This is a genomic window from Dyella humicola (assembly GCF_026283945.1).
Lineage (GTDB): Bacteria > Pseudomonadota > Gammaproteobacteria > Xanthomonadales > Rhodanobacteraceae > Dyella > Dyella humicola.
The window spans coordinates 1,325,339-1,343,981 of record NZ_JAPDPC010000001.1 but is presented as its reverse complement, the minus strand read 5'-3'; the positions used below and the strand labels follow the sequence as shown (position 1 = coordinate 1,343,981).

At 64.0% G+C, this 18,643-nt stretch carries 17 protein-coding genes; 4 read left to right on the top strand and 13 right to left on the bottom strand.

Annotation, left to right across the window (positions count from 1 at the left end; genetic code table 11):
• The first annotated feature begins 21 nt into the window (after positions 1–21).
• Entirely contained in the window at positions 22–2,106 is a 2,085-nt protein-coding gene (locus tag OUZ30_RS05885) for an FUSC family protein (RefSeq protein ID WP_266181266.1), read from the top strand.
• Between the two features lie 197 nt (positions 2,107–2,303).
• Here OUZ30_RS05885 and OUZ30_RS05880 read toward each other — a convergent pair whose 3' ends face one another.
• Complete coding sequence (locus tag OUZ30_RS05880; protein WP_266181265.1) at positions 2,304–2,678, bottom strand: YciI family protein; 375 nt, start codon at positions 2,676–2,678, stop codon at positions 2,304–2,306.
• A gap of 179 nt (positions 2,679–2,857) precedes the next feature.
• On the opposite strand from OUZ30_RS05880, the gene OUZ30_RS05875 reads away from it, so the two are divergent.
• Genes OUZ30_RS05875 through kynU form a run of 3 tightly spaced genes read left to right on the top strand, consistent with a single transcriptional unit; the run spans position 2,858 to position 5,734 of the window.
• Positions 2,858–3,889 (top strand): amidohydrolase family protein, encoded by a 1,032-nt coding sequence (locus OUZ30_RS05875; protein WP_266181264.1) that lies wholly within the window; start codon positions 2,858–2,860, stop codon positions 3,887–3,889.
• Positions 3,886–4,392 carry a hypothetical protein gene (locus tag OUZ30_RS05870; RefSeq protein ID WP_266181263.1) on the top strand — a complete coding sequence of 169 codons (507 nt, stop codon included), beginning with the start codon at positions 3,886–3,888 and terminating at the stop codon, positions 4,390–4,392. Before OUZ30_RS05875 ends, OUZ30_RS05870 begins: the two co-directional genes overlap by 4 nt.
• 58 nt (positions 4,393–4,450) lie before the next feature.
• Positions 4,451–5,734: a kynureninase gene (gene kynU / locus OUZ30_RS05865; protein WP_266181262.1), complete on the top strand. Its 1,284-nt coding sequence runs from the start codon at positions 4,451–4,453 to the stop codon at positions 5,732–5,734.
• 169 nt (positions 5,735–5,903) lie between these two features.
• On the opposite strand, the gene OUZ30_RS05860 is transcribed toward kynU, so the two are convergent.
• The 12 genes from OUZ30_RS05860 to OUZ30_RS05805 form a co-directional block, all read right to left on the bottom strand.
• A complete protein-coding gene (locus tag OUZ30_RS05860) occupies positions 5,904–7,187 on the bottom strand; it encodes a glutamate-5-semialdehyde dehydrogenase (protein ID WP_266181261.1) in 1,284 nt (427 codons plus the stop codon).
• On the bottom strand, positions 7,184–8,359 hold the full coding sequence (gene proB, locus OUZ30_RS05855) for a glutamate 5-kinase (RefSeq protein WP_266181260.1): 1,176 nt from the start codon (positions 8,357–8,359) through the stop codon (positions 7,184–7,186). Before proB ends, OUZ30_RS05860 begins: the two co-directional genes overlap by 4 nt.
• Positions 8,356–8,715, bottom strand: a complete 360-nt coding sequence (locus OUZ30_RS05850; protein ID WP_266181259.1) for a cupin domain-containing protein — start codon at positions 8,713–8,715, stop codon at positions 8,356–8,358. The genes proB and OUZ30_RS05850 overlap by 4 nt, the downstream gene beginning before the upstream one ends.
• A gap of 12 nt (positions 8,716–8,727) precedes the next feature.
• Positions 8,728–10,023 carry an argininosuccinate lyase gene (gene argH, locus OUZ30_RS05845; protein ID WP_266181258.1) on the bottom strand — a complete coding sequence of 432 codons (1,296 nt, stop codon included), beginning with the start codon at positions 10,021–10,023 and terminating at the stop codon, positions 8,728–8,730.
• 62 nt (positions 10,024–10,085) lie between these two features.
• Positions 10,086–11,423 (bottom strand): proline--tRNA ligase, encoded by a 1,338-nt coding sequence (proS, locus tag OUZ30_RS05840; protein ID WP_266181257.1) that lies wholly within the window; start codon positions 11,421–11,423, stop codon positions 10,086–10,088.
• Between the two features lie 58 nt (positions 11,424–11,481).
• Complete coding sequence (argC, locus tag OUZ30_RS05835) at positions 11,482–12,438, bottom strand: N-acetyl-gamma-glutamyl-phosphate reductase (protein WP_266181256.1); 957 nt, start codon at positions 12,436–12,438, stop codon at positions 11,482–11,484.
• 3 nt (positions 12,439–12,441) lie between these two features.
• Positions 12,442–13,707 carry an acetylglutamate kinase gene (locus OUZ30_RS05830; protein WP_283255982.1) on the bottom strand — a complete coding sequence of 422 codons (1,266 nt, stop codon included), beginning with the start codon at positions 13,705–13,707 and terminating at the stop codon, positions 12,442–12,444.
• Positions 13,708–13,744: 37 nt separating this feature from the next.
• Complete coding sequence (locus tag OUZ30_RS05825; protein ID WP_266181253.1) at positions 13,745–14,845, bottom strand: acetylornithine deacetylase; 1,101 nt, start codon at positions 14,843–14,845, stop codon at positions 13,745–13,747.
• Positions 14,846–14,991: 146 nt separating this feature from the next.
• Entirely contained in the window at positions 14,992–16,185 is a 1,194-nt protein-coding gene (locus OUZ30_RS05820; protein WP_266181252.1) for an argininosuccinate synthase, read from the bottom strand.
• A 36-nt stretch (positions 16,186–16,221) separates the two neighbouring features.
• Entirely contained in the window at positions 16,222–16,701 is a 480-nt protein-coding gene (locus OUZ30_RS05815) for an OsmC family protein (protein ID WP_266181251.1), read from the bottom strand.
• Entirely contained in the window at positions 16,698–17,321 is a 624-nt protein-coding gene (locus OUZ30_RS05810) for an FMN-binding negative transcriptional regulator (protein ID WP_266181250.1), read from the bottom strand. The genes OUZ30_RS05815 and OUZ30_RS05810 overlap by 4 nt, the downstream gene beginning before the upstream one ends.
• 19 nt (positions 17,322–17,340) lie before the next feature.
• The gene (locus OUZ30_RS05805; protein ID WP_266181249.1) at positions 17,341–18,348 is read right to left on the bottom strand and encodes an N-acetylornithine carbamoyltransferase; all 1,008 of its coding nucleotides are present in this window, start codon (positions 18,346–18,348) and stop codon (positions 17,341–17,343) included.
• Between the last annotated feature and the right edge of the window lie 295 nt (positions 18,349–18,643).

Here is an 18,643-nt window from a genome sequence, read left to right as displayed (position 1 = left end):
TTTAGGAGCGAACGAAGCCCCATGTCTTCCAGCGGTTACTCGCTACGCGCCACGGTCGTCGACAGCCTGCTCACCGCCAAGCGGCCCGACGTACCGGTGCGCGTCGTACTGCGCAATACGGCAGCGGTGATTCTGCCGTTGGCCATCGGCATCGCGAGCGGCCACCCGGGCGTCGGCCTGGGCATCGGCGCCGGCGCGCTGGATACGATGTTCTCCGACCAGCCAGGACCGTATCGCCAGCGCATGGCACGCCTGCTGCTGGCCTCGCTGGCGGCCGGACTGGCCTCGTTGATCGGCTTTCTGCTCGGCGACCAGTTGATCCCCATCCTGATCGCCACCGCTGCGTTTGGCTTCTGCGGTGGATTGCTGGTGGTGTTCGGCACCGACATGACCCGTGTCGGCATGACCAGCATGATCCTGCTGGTGGTCACCGCGGCCTCGCCGAGGCCGCTGGGCGAAGCGCTTGGTGCATCGGCCCTGATCTTTGCCGGCGGCCTGTTGCTTACCGTGTTTTCCGTCGCTGCGTGGCCACTGCAGCGTTACCGGCCGGAACGCCACGCGCTGGCGGCGGTGTATCGCGGGTTGGCCACGTTGGCGCGACAACAGGCGCATGACGACGCAGACGTTCCCGCACTCACCGAGGCCATGACCACGCTACAGCACACCTTGCTCGGCCGGCATCACGCGCGCGGTCGCGCGATGGAAGCGTTTGGCGTGTTGCTGGAGCTGGCCGAACGCATCCGCCTTGAACTCACCGCCATGGCGGAGCTGCGCGCCAACGCCACCATCCACGCCATGTTCCGTGGCGATGCCGCGCGCGTGCTCGCGGCGGTCGCGGATGCGTTGGAGGCGGGCGACTCACCCCGGCAGGCAGAACATGCCCTGCAAACCCTGCAAGCCAGCGAAAACGCGCTGCTTGGCAACGGAGGCGATGCAGACGGTCTGGCGACACATATTCACGCACTCTCCGGTCAGCTTGCCGCTGCCGTGCGTAATGCAAACTGGGCCGGTAGTCGCGGTGAACTGCGTGCCGCCGCTGCTGAAACACCGTTGCCGGCGGCGCTGCGCAGCAGCTCGGCGCGCGCCACGCTGCGCGCCAATCTCACCCCGCATTCGGTGGCCTTCCGCCACGCCGTGCGTAGCGCCGTCACGCTGACCGCCACGCTGTTGGTGGCGCGTCAGCTACAGCTACCTCATGGCTACTGGCTGCCAATGACCGCCGCCATCGTGCTGCGCCCCGACTTCGCGGCGACCTTCAACTTTGGCTTGCTGCGCGTGGTGGGTACGGTGCTGGGCCTGGTGCTGACCACCGCCCTGCTGCACTACACCCCGCATGATGCATGGGCGCATCTGGCCCTGATGGCGCTGCTCTGCATGGCGTTCCGTTACCTCGCCACGGCGCACTACGGGGTGGCCGTGGCGGCACTGACCGGCACCGTGGTGATCCTGCTGTCGTTCGAAGGCGTCAATTCCAGCGACGCGGTGATGGATCGCGTGATCAATACCGCCCTGGGTAGCGGCATGGCGTTGATCGCCTACGTGCTCTGGCCCACCTGGGAGCGCGGGCGCGCTCGCGCCGCGCTGTCGGACATGCTGGACGCCTATGCGAACTACATGCAGGCCCTGGCCAATCCGGAACGACGTGACGGCCGGCGCGAAGCACGCACGGCTGCACGCACGGCACGCAGCAACGCGCAGGCTTCACTGGACCGCATGCGTGCCGAACCGGCGACGCCGCCCGCCCTGCTCGAACTGGCCAACGCGCTGTTTGCCAATGGCAATCGATTCGCGCGCACCGCGATGGCGCTGGAAGCGCTGATCGACGATCACGACAGTCTGCCCGAGCAGGTGGAGATGTGCGCCTTCGTCAATCATGTTTCCATCGCGCTGCACGAGATTGGCGCGGCGTTGCGTGCGCAACGCGCACCGGAGCGCCTGCCTGATTTGCGCAGCCTGCAACGTACGTACGCGGCGCTGCTCAATATGACCGAAGACAGACAGGCCGCCGGGCTGCTCACGCGTATCAGCGACCGCCTCGTCGACAACGTGAATACTTTGGCGCATATCACGGGTCGTAGTCGCAGCAAATCCGCAGCGACGGTGTGACTTCCCTGCTCCCTCTCCCCTGCGGGGAGACGGTTGGGGTGAGGGGTCAATCTAGCGATAAAACAGCATTCGAAGCCGGCTTTGAATCAGCTCATCCGCGAGCACCCGTCCTTTACCCCTTTTTCGGGGCTCACCTCAGTCATCTCTCCCACAGGGACTACCTTCGGGTCGCCCGACGGGGAGAGAAGGTAAAGGGCTCAAGCCCCTACGCGCCGCCGCACGGCATCCGTATCCCGCACCGGACGAATCTCAATCCGCCCTGTCCGCGACCATGGGAACGCCATGGCCATTTGCACCGCCTCATCCATGTCCGCCGCCTCGATCAGGTTGAAGCCACCGAGATATTCCTTGGCCTCGGCAAACGGCCCGTCCATCACGCTCATCTTGCTGTCACGAATGCGCAGCGACTTCGCTTGCGCCGGCGGCTCCAGTTGCATCGAATCGAGCAGGCAGCCTTGGGCCCGCAGCTCATCGGCGTGAACGAAACAACCGCGCATCAGGCGGTCGAATTCGCCCGCCGGCAGCGCGTTCAACAAGGCATCGTCGTTGTAGATCATCATCAGGAATTTCATGGTGTCCCCCGACTGTTGGCGTGATCACCCTTCGCATGATGCCGGCAAATCGGTTGCGAATGCACGCCGGAGGCCATGGGAAACGCCCTGACCCCACCTTTACCCGGGTAACGCCGCGGCGATGGATGGCCCAATCCCCCCCCGCGACGCCCACCCGTCCAGGACTTACACTGGGCCCCATGCTCAAGATCGATACCCACGCACACATCCTGCCCCGCGACTGGCCCAATCTGGCGGCCAAATACGGGGACGAACGTTTTCCGGTGATGATCCACAACGATGGGCGCCACCGTATCTACAAGGACGGCAAGTTCTTTCGCGAGGTGTGGGACTCGGCGTTCGATCCTCAACACCGTATCGACGATTACGCGCGTTTTGGCGTCGGCGTACAGGTCATCTCCACCGTGCCGGTGCTGTTCTCCTATTGGGCGGCGGGTTACCAGGCGCTGGAGCTGCATCGACACCTGAACGATGAGACCGCCCGGTTGTGCAACGACTATCCGCGCCACTACGCCGGTATCGGCACGGTGCCGCTGCAGTCGCCCGAGCTGGCCATCCGTGAGCTGGAGCGCTGTATCGACGAACTGGGCCTCCAAGGCGTGCAGATTGGCTCGCACTGCAATGACTGGAACCTGGACGCGCCGGAGCTGTTTCCGTTCTTCGAGGCGGCCGCGGATCTTGGCGCCGCGGTACTCGTCCATCCGTGGGACATGATGGGCGCAGCCACCATGCCCAAGTACTGGCTACCCTGGCTGGTGGGCATGCCGGCGGAACAATCGCGCGCGGGTTGCTGCCTGGTGTTCGGCGGCGTGCTTGAGCGGCTGCCGAAGCTACGCGTGATGCTGGCCCACGGCGGCGGCAGCTTTCCGTGGAGCATCGGCCGTATCGAGCATGGCTTCCGCATGCGCCCGGACCTGGTGGCCACCGACAACCCGCGCAATCCGCGCGAGTACCTCCAGCGCCTGTATTTCGATTCCTGCGTGCACGATCCGCAAGCCTTGCGCTATCTCCTGGATGTGACCGGCGTCGACCGCGTCATGCTGGGCACCGACTATCCTTTCCCGCTGGGGGAGCAGCATCCGGGTAGCGGCATCGAGGCCTTGGGTCTCGACGACGCTGACCGTGCGCGGCTCTTCCACGGCACCGCACTGGAATGGTTGGGGCTGTCACTCCACCGTTTCGAACCCACCGCCTCACAGGAGCAGGCATGAGCTTTTTCCGCCATATGGTTCTCGCCAGCGCCCTCGTGCTGGCCAGCGCAGCCCACGCCACGGATGTCACCATGGCCGAGGGCAGCGTCAGCTTCAGCACGCCGGACTCCTGGGTGAGCATCATGGAGACGCAGGGCGATCCGGAGGTACGCGTATTCCAGGTACCGGACCCCTCGCCCACCGCAGCCAGCAGCCTCGCCCGCGTTACCGTGACAGTGAAGCAGGTCGCCGACGCCAACGCCTTCCAGCAGTACGTGAGCGGCGCCATGAGCAAGGCCAAGGCCCTTACCGGCTTTCAGGCCGGCGCCTCTCAAGCGGCGGAAAACTTCGTCTATACCGCACAGGAAAACGGCGCGCAGTTCAGCTACACCGAGCGCTACTGGCTCAAGGGCAACCACGCTATCCAGTTGCGCTGCGTGCGCCCAAGCCAAAGTCAGGCGGGCCCCGCCTGGAAGGCTGCCTTCGACAAGGGTTGCGACGCCATCGCCGCGCGCCTGAAGTAATCCGGTTCATCGCATCGCGCCCTGCAAGGGGCGCCATGCGCACTGCACGAGAATTCCGATGTCCGCACCGTACGAAGCCACCCTCGCCTGGGCGCAGGCCCAGGATGCAGCCGATCCGCTGCGCCACTTCCGCGATGAGTTCCACATCCCGCCGCATGAGGGCCGCGATAGCCACTACTTCTGCGGCAACTCGCTGGGGCTGCAACCGCGGGCCGTGCGCCCCGCGCTGAACAGCGAACTAGACTACTGGGGCGAGCTGGGGGTGGAAGGTCATTTCAAGGGCCGCCTGCCCTGGATGGACTATCACGAGTTCGTGCGCGACGACCTCGCCACCGTGGTGGGCGCACAACCCGCCGAAGTCGTGGCGATGAACACGCTGGGCGTGAATCTGCACCTGATGATGGTGAGCTTTTATCGCCCGACGCCGGAGCGGCACGCGATCCTGATTGAAGCAGGCGCCTTCCCTACCGATCGTTACGCGGTGGAATCGCAGATCCGCTTCCACGGTTTCGATCCTGCCACCGCGCTGATCGAACTTCGAAGCGACGAACCGAACGGCACCACGTCAATGGCTGCCATCGAACGTATGCTGGCCGAGCATGGCTCTCGCATTGCGCTGGTGATGCTGCCCGGCATCCAGTACCGCACCGGCCAGGCGTTCGATCTTGCCGCCATTACCCGGCTCGCCAATCGTCAAGGCTGCATGGTCGGCTTCGATCTTGCCCATGCCGTGGGCAACCTCCCCCTGCAACTGCATGACAGCGGCGCCGATTTCGCCATCTGGTGCAGCTACAAATATCTCAACAGCGGCCCCGGCGCGGTCGGCGGTGCCTTCGTGCACGAACGCCACGCGCGCACGGCGTTGCCGCGTTTCGCCGGCTGGTGGGGCCACGACAAGACCACCCGCTTCCAGATGGGGCCGCAGTTTGTGCCCACCTATGGCGCCGACGGCTGGCAGCTTTCCAATCCGCCCATCCTCGCACTGGCTCCCCTGCGCGTATCCCTGGAAATCTTCCGCCGTGCAGGCATGCCGCGCCTGCGCGAGAAGTCGCTGCGACTCACCGGTTACCTGGAATGGTTGGTGCATACGCAGTTGAGTCAAGTGCTCGAGGTGGTGACACCTACCGATCCACAACGCCGCGGTGCCCAGCTGTCCATCCGCGTACTGGGTGGTCGTGAGCGGGGGCGCGCGTTGTTCGAGTATCTGATGGAGCACGGCATCATCGGCGACTGGCGCGAGCCGGATGTGATTCGAATTTCTCCGGCGCCTTTGTATAACCGGTTTGTGGATTGCTGGGCCTTTGTGGAAGCGGTCAAGGGATGGGCCGCGCGCGACGCCTGAAACTCCTAACGACTCGCAACGGCGGGTGGCTGGTCGCGCCAGGACCCGTGTCTTCTGCTTTGGCCTGGAACGCGACCGAAAAGAAGCCGTTGTAGGAGCGCACCCTGTGCGCGATCACGGCGTCCCGCTCCGTTGGCTTTCTGGCACTGGATGCGCCCCTACAAAGGAATCAGGTGCCTTTGTCGGGATTCGCTACGCGGCTCTGTGGATGTCGTAGCTGGCCCTCGCCACGCACCACGAAGCGCTCGATCGTCAACGACTCGGCACCCATCGGTCCGTAGGCATGCAGGCGCGTGGTCGAGATGCCGATCTCAGCGCCCAGGCCAAGCTCGCCGCCATCGGAAAAACGCGAGGACGCGTTGACCATCACCACCGCCGAGCGCAATGCCTGCACGAAGCGCTGTGCGGCGGCCTCGTCACGCGTGGCGATGACTTCGGTATGGTCGGAGCTGTAGCGCCTGATATGAGCGATCGCCTCGTCGAGGTCCGCCACCACGCGCACCGCCAGGATCAGGTCGAGAAATTCCGCGGCGTAGTCATCCTCCGTCGCCGACTTCGTATCTGGTACCAGGCGGCAGGTTGCCGGATCACCGCGCAGCTCCACGCCACGCTCGCGCAATACTTGCGCGGCGCGAGGCATGAAAACCCCCGCCACATCCTTGTGTACCAGCAACGTCTCCAGCGCATTGCATACGCCCGGACGTGATGTCTTGCCATCGACCAGCAGGTTCAATGCCAGCGAAACATCGGCAGTGTCGTCCACGTAGAGATGGCAAACGCCCTTGTAGTGCTTGATCACGGGAACACGTGCGTGCTCCGCGACGAAACGAATCAGGCCTTCGCCGCCGCGCGGAATGGCGAGATCGACGATATCGGTCAGTTGCAGCAGTTCCACCATCGCTTCGCGACGAAGATCCTGCAGCAGGGTGATCGCGGCTTCAGGCAAGCCATGGGCGCGCAGTGCGTGGTGCAACGCTGCTGCAATCGCCATATTGGAGTGCAGCGCTTCCGACCCCCCGCGCAGGATCACCGCGTTACCCGCCTTGAGGCAGAGCGCGGCCGCGTCCGCCGTCACATTGGGTCGCGCCTCGTAGATCATCGCCACCACGCCGAGTGGAATGCGTACCCGCTCCACCGCGATACCGTTGGGCCGCGTCTCGCGCCGAGTCACGACGCCCACCGGGTCGGGCAAACCAGCCACCTCGCGCAGCGCCTGGGCGATGGCCGCGATGCGCGTGGCGTCCAGGCGCAGCCGATCCAGCAAGGCGCCGTGCAATCCCTTGTCGACCGCCTGTTGCATGTCGCGCGCATTCGCCGCCAGGATCGCATCGGCATGCTGCTCCAGCGACGCTGCCATGCCACGCAGGAGTGTCGTCTTGGCGGCCGTATCCAAAGCCGCCATCGAAGGCGCCGCATCGCGACAAGCAAGTGCGAGTGATCGGACGTCGCTCATGCGCTGCGTTCTCCCGCCGTCTCCGCCTGGGCCAGGGTAGCCAGGTCGTCGCGATGTACGACTTCGGCGCCATAGCTATAGCCCAATATGTGTTCGATATCGCGACTATGCCGGCCGGACAGGCGCCGAACTTCTGCGGCGCCGTACTGGCAGAGGCCGCGCGCCACGGGCCGGTCGGCGGCGTCGACGATCTCCACCAGGTCGCCACGGTGAAATTCGCCAGCCACCTCAAGCACACCGCCCGGTAGCAACGAAGCGCGACCGCTGGCCAATGCGCGCGCAGCACCTGCATCCACCCGGATGCAGCCGGGCGCCGCGGGTGCATGGCGAAGCCAGTACTTGCGTGCCTGCATGCGAGTCCCGCCAGCAGCAAACAGCGTGCCGCGCAGATAGCCGCGCCCGAGCGCGCCGACTGCAACGTCATCGCGCCCGCTGAATAATGCGGTGGGAATGCCTGCCGCAGCGGCCTTGGCGGCCGCCTCGAGTTTGGTGCGCATACCGCCCGTGCCCACACTGCTGCCGGTGCCGCCGGCCATGGCCAGTATCTCGGGCGTCACCGCATCGACGTGGGCCATTGGCCTCGCCGTGGGATCGAGGCGTGGATCGGCGCTATAGAGCGCATCGATATCGGACGCAATCAACAACAGGTCGGCATCGACCAGGGCAGCGACAATGGCGGCGAGGTTATCGTTGTCGCCCAGCTTCAGCTCGTCGACGGCGACGGTATCGTTCTCGTTGACGACAGCCAACACGTCGAGTGTGAGCAGTTCGCGCAGCGTCACGCGCGCATTGAGGTAGCGACGGCGATTGCGCAAGTCATCATGCGTCAGCAGCACTTGCGCCACCGGCCGTGTACTGAGCGATTGCCATAACGCGATCATCGGCGCCTGGCCAAGCGCGGCCAGTGCCTGACGCGCAGCCAGATCGCTGCCCGGCGGCACGTGTTGCCGTAGCAAAGCGCGTCCTGCCGCCACGGCACCGGAAGACACCAGGATGACCTCCCTGCCCTCGTCACGACTGACATCAATGAAAGCCGCCAGTGCTTCGGCGTAACGGGGGGTCAGGCCACCACCGTCGGCCGCCAGCAGATTGCTGCCGACCTTCAATACCGCCCGCCGCCAAGCCGGCAACGGCTGCTCGACTAAAGCATGCCGTGCCGGCTCGAAGTTCATGCCTGGGCATCCAGGGGAGCCGCGACGCGGTCGCCGTGGCTGCGCGGCGCCGAGACCACCAGAAAGCGTGCATCGACGCTCCCTTCGTTGCGGGCCTGGTGCGCGGCGCCCGGCGGCACGTGCAGTCCTTGGCCGCACTGCAGCAGGTGAACGACGCCATCGAGCTCCAGCGTCAGCCTGCCCTCGAGGGCGTAGAAGAACTGTCGCGACCGCGCATGCCGATGACGAATCTCGGCCGCACCTGGCGGCATGCGCTCTTCGATCACGCTCAGGTCATCGCCGGCCAGCAGATGCCAGCCGTCGCACCCCTGCCCCCAGCGGTAATGTTCGGCACTCCCCGTACTGACGGTCCCCATGCCAATCACCATTTAGCCGTCCAGATGGCCGAGTCTAGCGCGCAATTCGTCCAGGCGCAGGTCATGGCCAGAACCGGGTGACACGCGCGCCGCCAGGCTGCCCTCCGGCGTGCGGCCCGCACCGGCGGAAGACGCCGCGTCGGCAGCCGCGCGATAGGCATCACGGAATGGAACGCCCGCCGCGGCCTGTTCGATCGCCACGTCGGTCGCGTACATGGCTGGCTCGATCGCGGCGCGCATGGCCGGTTCGTTCCATTCCATGCGAGCCAGCAGGTCCGGCATCAAATCCAGTGCAGCCAGGCCATGGCGACAGCCATGGAACAGCGAGCCCTTGGAGAACTGCAGGTCGCGCTGGTAACCGGAAGGCAGCGACAGCAGCTGCTCGATCTCGGTGCGGGCGGCAGCGACGCTGGCGTAGCTGGCGCGCAGCAGCTCCACCACGTCCGGGTTGCGCTTGTTCGGCATGATCGAGCTGCCGGTGGTGTATTCGGACGGCAGCTTGACGAAATCGAACTCGGCGGTGGTGAACAGCGACAAGTCCCAGGCCAGCCGACGCACATCCAGTAGCGCGCCGCCGATCGCTTCCAGCACGGCCATTTCGAACTTGCCACGCGACAACTGGGCATAGATCGGCGAGATCTGCATGCGCGCAAAGCCCAATGCCGCCGTGGTGTGTTCGCGGTCGAGCTTCATATTGACGCCGTAGCCTGCGGCCGTACCCAGCGGGTTGGCGTCGATCAGGGTAGTGGTTTGCCGGGCGCGCAGCGCGCTGTCGATAAAGCCCTCGGCATAACCGGCGAACCACATGCCGGTGGACGACACCACCGCACGCTGAAGGTGGGTGTAACCCGGTAGCGGCGATCCTGGCTTGGCTGCGCGATCCAGGCAGACTCCGGCGATGGCGCGGCAGTGCTGTTCGAGTGTGGCCAGCTGGTCTTTCAGCCACAGACGCGTGGCGACCAGGATCTGATCGTTGCGGCTGCGGCCGGTATGTACACGTCGGCCTGCATCGCCCAATCGTTCGGTCAGCCGCGCCTCGATGGCGGAATGGCAGTCCTCGTAGCGATCATCGAGCACGAAGCTGCCGGCACGGAAGTCATCCGCCAGCACGTCCAGCTCACGCTTGAGGGCTGCGGCCTCGTCCGCGCTGACCACGCCGATATTGGCCAGACCTTCCACATGCGCCTTGCTGGCGGTGACGTCGTAAAGGAAAAACTCGCGATCCAGCAAGACGTCGTCACCCGCCAGGAACTTCATGATGCGGGCGTCGATCTTGATATTGGATTTTTGCCAGAGCGGCTGAGTCATGTTCGTGTCCTGCTGTATCGATAGATGAGAGCGCAGTCGCTGCGCTTAAGCAAAAGTGGAACTCAATCGCGTCGAGGGCGCGCATCGACCAGGGCCGCCAACGCGGCATCGATGCTGAGCACGCTTCGCTCGTCGGTGGCGCGTCGCTTCAATTCGACCTGACCGTTCTTCAGTTCGCGCGGCCCCACGGCCAGCTGCCACGACAGACCGATCAGATCGATATTTGCGAACTTGCCGCCAGCCCGAGCACTAGTGTCGTCGTACAACACTTCGATGCCGGACTGCCTGAGCTTGGTATAGACCGTCTCGCAGGCTGCATCCGTATCGGCGTTGCCCTGCTGCAGATTGATCAGGCCGACCTGGAACGGAGCCACCGCGTCCGGCCATACGATACCGCGCTCGTCGTGGCTGGCCTCGATGATGGCGCCGACCAGCCGCGAAACGCCCACGCCATAAGAGCCGCCGTGGATCGGTCGCTCCACGCCGTCGGCACCAGCGATCAGGGCCTTCATTGGCCCGGAATACTTGGTGCCGAAATAGAAGATCTGCCCGACTTCGATGCCTCGCGTATGCAGCCGCCGTTCCGCCGCCACTTCACGCTCGAAGCGCTCGGCGTCATGCACGTCCTCGGTGGCGGCATAGGGCTGCGTCCAAGGCGCAATCAGCGCGGCGAGGTCGCCCTCGTAGTCCACCAGTTCGTCCGGTACCGGCAGCTCAAGCAACTGGCGATCGCAGTAGACGTCCGACTCGCCGGTATCGGCCAGCACGATGAACTCGTGTGACAGGTCACCGCCGATAGGCCCGGTTTCCGCGCGCATGGGGATCGCAGTCAGTCCCATGCGGGAGAACATGCGCAGATAGGCGACGAACATGCGCTGGTAGGAGCGACGCGCGGCGGCCTCGTCGAGATCGAACGAGTAGGCATCCTTCATCAGGAATTCGCGCCCTCGCAATACCCCGAAACGCGGCCGCTGCTCGTCGCGGAACTTCCACTGCACGTGATAGAGATTCATCGGCAGGTCGCGGTACGAACGCACGTTCCCGCGGAAAATGTCGGTGACCATCTCTTCGTTGGTCGGCCCGTACAAAAGTTCGCGCTCGTTGCGGTCGCGGATACGCAGCATCTCCGGGCCATAGGCATCGTAGCGCCCGCTCTCTCGCCACAGGTCGGCGAGCTGCAGCGTCGGCATCAGCAACTCCAGCGCACCGGCGCGATGCATTTCCTCGCGCACGATACGCTCGATCTTGCGCAGCACCTGCAAGCCCAGCGGCAGCCAGGCATAAATGCCGGCGGCCTCCTGGCGGATCATGCCCGCACGCAACATCAGCCGATGCGAGACGATCTGCGCCTCGGCGGGCGTTTCTTTCAAGGTGGGAAGCAGATAGCGGGACAGACGCATGACGATGACCCCGGACGAACGGATGGTGGGTTTCCCTACGACGGTGCGCGCGTGAGCGTCACGGTCGCGGGATCGCCGTGAATTCGTCCACGCCAATCGCGCGATTGATGTTCTGCATGGCCTGGGTGGCGGCGCCCTTGAGCAGGTTGTCCAGCGTTGCCACCACCACCACGCGCTTGCCGTCGGCGGATACCGCGAAGCCGCCGATCTCCACATGATGCTTGTGGGCGATCTGGCTGACCCATGGCGCCTCGTCCAGTACGCGTACCAGTTTCTCGCCTGCGTAGGCGCCGTTGAAGCGGGCGATCACGTCCTCGCGCTTGATCGGCCGGACCAGATAGAGACTGGTGGTCACCGTAAGCCCGCGAAAATGCGGCGCCACATGCGGCATGAATTCCACCGGCAGGCCGAGATGGCGACTGGCTTCCTTCTCGTGCATATGGCCGGTAAGCGAATACGGCATCAAGTTGTCGCGCAGCTTTTCCGGGTCATTGCGATCCGACGGCGTGGTGCCGGCACCGGAATAGCCGGACACGCCAAACGACACCGGCGGCGCGGCCAGCAGATCCTTCAACGGCGCGATCGAAAGCTGCACTGCCGTGGCGTAGCAGCCCGGATTGCTGATGCGCTTCTCGCCGCGCCAGCGCTCACGAGTCAACTCCGGCAGGCCGTAATACCAGCGCTCGTCAAAGCGATAGTCGGCGGACAGGTCGACGATCAGTGTTTCTGGCTTGGCCTTGTCGATGGCCTCGACATAGGGCGCTGCCTTGCCGTTGGGCAAGGCCAGCACCACCACGTCCGCATCTTGCGCAGCGACAGCCGTCGGATCGAGGTTGGCGTAACGCAGCTCGCCTTTGAAGCCATCCACCTGGTCTGCCACGCGCTGGCCATCCAGTTCGCGCGAGGAGACGAAGGCGAGTTCCAAGGCCGGATGCGCTGTCACCAGGCGGATCAGTTCCGCGCCGGTGTGACCGCGCGCGCCCACAATACCGATGCGTTGTTTGGTCATGCTCATGATTCAGCCCACCAGGGTCGGCTGCCGCGTGGCGCAATGCGCGACGCAGCGGGCGATGGTTTCGAAGTCCTCAAGGCCGTACCAGAACACTTTCCAGTTCGGCTGCTTGAGGCAACCATCCGATTCGGCGTAGTAGAAATGGTTGACCGAGTTGCCGTGGCGCGAACGCCAGAACATCTGCGGGTTCTCCTCGCGCATCACCTGCCACACGGCACGTCCCAGGCCCTCACCCTGGGCATCGTCGAGCACGGCGAACTTGTCGAGGTAGGGCAAGCCGTCTTCCATCGTAAGTATCATCGCGGTGCGATAGTTCTCGCTGACATAGATCCGGAACGGCTTGGTGCGCTCGAAATAGTCCGGCACCAGGGTGCGGCCGAAGCTGGATTCGATCAGGCTGCGCATGCGCTCCAGGTCGATACCTTCCCATGACTCGAAGCGACGTACTTTCTCGCCACGACGCACGAGCGTCCCCGAACCCTTATGCGTGAACAGCTCCTTGGCCAATTCGGACGGCTGGGTGATCGACACCGACGAGGTCAACGGCAAGTCGGCCAGCAGATCCGCGATCTGTTCGATCTTCAGGCGCATGCCGCCGTTGATCCACGGCTGGGCCATCAGATGCTCGAACTCGGTGCTGAGGTTGATCGAGTCGATGATTCGACCCTTGTCGTCCAGCAGGCCACCGGTCCCGGTCAGGAACACGATCTTGTACGGCTGCAGCACGCGCACCAGTTCGTTGGCGGCGAAGTCGGCGTTGACGTTGAGGATCTGCCCCTCTTCCGTCTCGCCCATGCTGGCGATCACCGGGATGGAGCCGGCGCGCAAGCTGGCCTCGATCGGCGCCAGGTTGATCCGGCTCACCTTGCCGACCAGGCCGTAGGTGTCGCGGTCGAGGTAGGTGGAAGTGAACACGCCCGACAGCACCGACGTGGCGCGCGTGTCCATGGTCTGCAAGGCCTCGACCAGGCGCAGGTTCTGCTCCTGGAACACCTTGCGTACGATCGCCAGCGCCTGCGGCGTGGTCACACGCAAGCCGTTGACGGTCTGCTTCTCGATACCGGCGGCAGATAGTTCCTCGTCCAGCTGCGGACCCGCACCATGCAGCACGATCGGGGTCAGCCCGACTTGCTGCAGGAAGGTCAGCGAGGACGTGAGCGCAGGCAGATCGTCGCGCAGCACAGCGCCACCGACCTTCACTACGGCGAAGCGCTTGGCGTCGAGCTGCGAGAAGCGCTTGAGGTATTGCTGGATTTCCTTCGCGCTGCCCATGCTCGAAAGCAGGCGGACGATGGTCTTACGGGTGTGCTTATGCGCTTCCACGATCGATGATCCGGTAAATGGTTTCTGCGTAATGCTGGAGCTGGCTCAGGGCGACCCATTCGTCGGCGGTATGCGCCTGCGCGATGTCGCCGGGGCCATAGACAAAACAGATGTAGCCGGCCGCGGAGAACAGGGCCGCTTCGGTCCAGAAGTCCACCGCATTGCCAATGGGAATGTCCAACTCGTCGGCGAGATCGCGCGCGGCAAGACGGCGTGCTTCGGCCGTAGCCGTGTCGCCAGCCGGCAGTGAATCACCGCGGAAGGTTTCTCCGAATGCCACCGGCTGCGGTTCGACCAGGGTGCGAAACGTTTCCAGCATCTGGTCGGGCGCCATGGTGGGCAAGGGACGAAAACCGAAGCGGATATCGGCCGTCGGCGCGATCATATTGGCCTTGATACCGCCTTCGACCTTGCCGATGTTGAAGCGCAGCCCGGTCAGGCCACCAAAGCGCTCGTGCGCCTGCTTCTCGACAAAATCCAGCGCCGCCGAACCCCAGCGCATCGCCTGATGCAGCGCGCTGTCGCTGGGTTTCTGCTCGCCCGAAGCATGACCGGCACTGCCCTTGAAGCGCATCTGCACCGAATGAATGCCGCGATGCGCCAACACGGCCTCGCCCTTGGTCGGCTCGGCGACGATGACGGCGTCATAGGCCGGCTTCTGCTTGAGGAAACCTTCAATGCAACGCGCATCGTTGGCCTCTTCGTCGGTGGACAACAGCAGCGCCATGTCCCCCTGCGTGGCGTTGGCAACCGCCACCAGTGCGGCCGCGGCACCCTTGATATCGCAAGCACCAAGGCCGATGGCGCGGCCCTCTGTCACACGCAGCAGGTGTGGATCAGCCGTCCAGTGTGGCGAGTCGGGTACGGTATCCAGATGCACGTTGAACAGCACCTTCGGCTGGCCGCGCACCGCGTACAGGTTGACTGCACCTGCGCCGAAATCGGTGACTGTGACGTCGAAGCCGGGCAGGTTTTCGCGCAAGTAATCGAAAATGCCGCCCGTGCCGATTTCACGCGGCGGATTGCGCGTGTCGTAACTGACCAGTGCGCGAAGATGTCTGAGGGTATCGTCCAGTAAGGCGCTCATGCAGTCCGTCTAATATGGTTATTCATCGATGCGGCCCGTGGGCTTCCTCAAGGCAGCAATTCATGTCCGCCGCTCCGGCGAAGTCGGAACCCAGCGTCTCAGGCAGGAAACCTGGGCGCTGGATCCCCGCATTCGCTGGGTGACGATCAGCCGCGGTTGATCTCGGCCCACAACGTGCTGCTCATACCGAACAGCTTGATAAAGCCCTCGGCTTCCTCCACGCCCCAATCGGCCGACTGCGCGTAGGTGGCACCCTTGGCATTGAGGATGTGCGGCGAACGCACTTCCACCGCGGTGACCTGGGCACCCGAGGTTTCCAGCACCACTTCGCCATTGACGCAGCTCTGGCTGGAGCTCAGATAAGCCTCGAGATCGGTCTTGACCGGATCGTGGAAGAAACCTTCGTACACCACTTCCACCCACTTGCGTGCCACTTCGGGCTTGAAGCGGTTCTGCTGCTTGGTCAGCACGGCCTCTTCCAGCGCACGATGCGCGGCGAGAAGCGAGATCAGGCCCGGGGCTTCATACACGATGCGACCCTTCAAGCCGATGGTAGTGTCGCCGGTGTACATGCCACGACCCACGCCGTAGGGAGCGAACAACTCGTTGAGCTTGGCCAGCAGCTTCGCGCCTGGCAGCTTTTCGCCATTGAGCGACACCGCCTCGCCCTTGACGAAGCCGATCGTCACCGAGAGCTTTTCGGACGGCCATTCGGCGCGCGGCTTGCACCAGCCCCGCGCACCTTCGCCCGGGGTCTTCCAATGATCGATCTCACCGCCGGACAGGGTCACGCCCAGCAGGTTCTCATTGATGGTGTAGCTCTTCTGCTTCGCGCGCACGTCAAAGCCGCGCTCTTCCAGATAGGCCTGCTCATAGGCGCGCGTCTGGGTGTGCTCTTTCTGGATCTCGCGGATCGGCGCCACGATCTCGTAGTCGCCTAGCGCCTTCACCGCCAGGTCGAAACGCACCTGGTCATTGCCCATGCCGGTGCAGCCATGCGCAATCGCCTTGGTGCCCAGCTCGCCAGCGCGCTTGATGGCCGCATCCACGATCAGGTAGCGATCGGACACCAGCAGCGGATACTGACCCTGGTAAGCCTCGCCCGCCTGCACGAACGGCTTGACGAAGCCTTCCCAGATCGCCGGGCCACCGTCGACGGTAACGTGGCTGGCGACACCCAGCTCCTTGGCGCGCTGCTCAATATAGGCGCGCTCTTCAGCATCGACGCCGCCGGTATCGGCGAACACGGTGTGCACGGCCCAGCCGCGCTCCTTGAGGTAGGGCACGCAGAAGCTGGTGTCGAGGCCACCGGAGAAGGCGAGAACGATATCTTTGCTCATGACTGGCAATCCTGGAGAAGAAATAAGAACAAAAGGTCAGACGGATTCGACGACGATGCGCGGTTCGCAGCGCACAGGAAAATTCACGGAATTGGCGATAAAGCAGGCGTGGTGCGCAGGCTCGTGCGCCGCCTCAGCCTTGGCCGGATCACTGCCCGCCGCGATGGTCACTACCGGGTGCAGCACGACTTCAAGGAAGCGGCCGCCATGTGCATCGGTTTCCATCGTGCCTTCGGCGTTGTCCTCATAAGCCGTCACGACGACACCGGCCAGCACGGCCTGATGCAGGTACGACAGCATGTGGCAGGTGGAAAGCGAGGTCACCAGCATGTCTTCCGGGTTGTGCTTGCTGGCATCGCCACGAAACGTGGGATCGGACGAACCCGCCAGCACCGGCTTACCAGCGATGCGGATTTCATGCTCACGGCCGTAGCCCTGGTAGGTCTTCGTACCGGTGCCCTGGTTGCCGGTCCACGTCACGTCCACTTTGTAGCGATGCTGATGTCCCTTGCTCACGACCTGCTCTCCTCTTGTTGAACCATGAGATCCGCCAGCTCGGCATCGCCCCGACCGCTGCGCTGACGCAAGCCTTCGACCACGCCGGCGCGATTCGCTGCCGGGTGGTTCTGGCTCAGCTTGAACTTGCCCTCGATGCGATCGATGCTGATTTCCAGACCGACGATGCCACCCAGCGACTTCTCGATATGGTCGGCCGGCGCATCGGATACGTGCCACGGCTTGGGCTGGCCCGCTTCGTGACGATCGGTCAGGCGCTCAAGCAACAGTCGTAGCCAGGTGTGATCCTCGACCACGCGCAGGCGCCCATGCACATGGATCACCGCATAGTTCCAGGTCGGCACTTCGCGCCCGGTCTCGTGCTTGCTCGGATACCAGTTCGGGCTCACATAGCCTTCCGGTCCGCGAAAAATCACCAACACCTCGGCACCATCGGCACGCGCCAGTTCGTTGCCGCGCGCGACGTGGCCATGCAAGTGGTCACCGACCAGCTCGCACGGCAGATGATTGGCGGTGAGGCCTGCATCGCCATGCGTCACCAGCGTGGCGAAGGGGTAAGCGCGCATCAACGCATGCAGCGCTTCGCTTCGTGTTTCCTTGAAATAAGTGGGCATATACATGAGCTGATTTCGCCTCGACTCAGCGCTGACCGATCAACGACGCCATCACCGCCTTCTGCACATGCAGGCGGTTCTCGGCTTCATCGATGGCGATGCACGCCGGCGAATCCATCACGGCATCGGTGGCTTTCACATTGCGACGCAACGGCAGGCAATGACTGAAGAGACCGTTATTGGTCAGCGCCATCTTGGCCTCGTCCACGATGAAGTGCCGGCTCGCCTCGCGGATCGGCTTCTCCTGCTCCCAGTTGCCGAAGAACGGCAGCGCACCCCAGCTCTTGGCGTAGACCACATCGGCGCCGCGATAGGCTTCTTCGATGTTGTGGCTGACCTTGAGCGAACCGCCGTTTTGCATGGCGTTCTGGTAGCCGAACTCCATGTAGCGCTCGTCCAGCACGTAGTCAGGTGTGGGACACAGCAAGGTCACGTCCATGCCCATCTTGGTGGCGATCAACAAGGCGGAGTTAGCCACTGCGGTGTTCAGCGGCTTGGGGTGATAGGTCCAGGTGAGCACATACTTCTTGTTCTGCAGATTGCCCAGGTGTTCCTTCAGCGCCATCGCGTGTGCCAGCTCCTGGCACGGATGGGTGATGGTTTCCATGTTGATCACCGGCACCGTCGCGTACTGCGCGAACGCCTTGATGACCTTGTCCTCGCGATCCACCGACCAATCCTGGAACTTCGGAAATGCACGCACGGCGATCAGGTCCACATAGCGCGACAGCACGCGCGCCACTTCGGCGATGTGCTCCTCCGTATCGCCTTCCATCACGCTGCCCACCTCGAACTCGATCGGCCATGCGTCCTTGCCTGGCGCCAGCACGATGGCGTGGCCACCCATATGGAAAGCGCCCAGCTCGAAGCTGGTGCGGGTACGCATCGACGGGTTGAAGAACATCAGCGCCACCGACTTGCCAGCCAGCTGCTGGCCGCGCGGGGAACGCTTGAAGGCGGCCGCCTGTTCCAACAGCGCGTCGATCTCGGCGCGGCTGTAGTCCTGGGTGGTCAGAAAATGGCGAAGAGTCATCTCGTGAATACCTTTGTCTTGTCGTTGGCCCTGAAGGCCAGTGGTCTCAGGGCGGGCCAGCCCATGTCAGTTCAAAATCCAAAAACAAAAAAACCCGGCTGCAGGCCGGGTTTTGTCGTCGATACACATGAAATGCGTGCGACAGCCTACCCGGCCGAATGTCGGACCAGCGGTCGGCGCGCACGCGACGTCATCCCAGCAGCCATGCGGGCGCTGGTGAGTACGGTGGCGGTATAGACGGCTGCGGACATGGAGGTTCCGGGAGGTTGAACGCGCATCATGACGGGATTTTCGC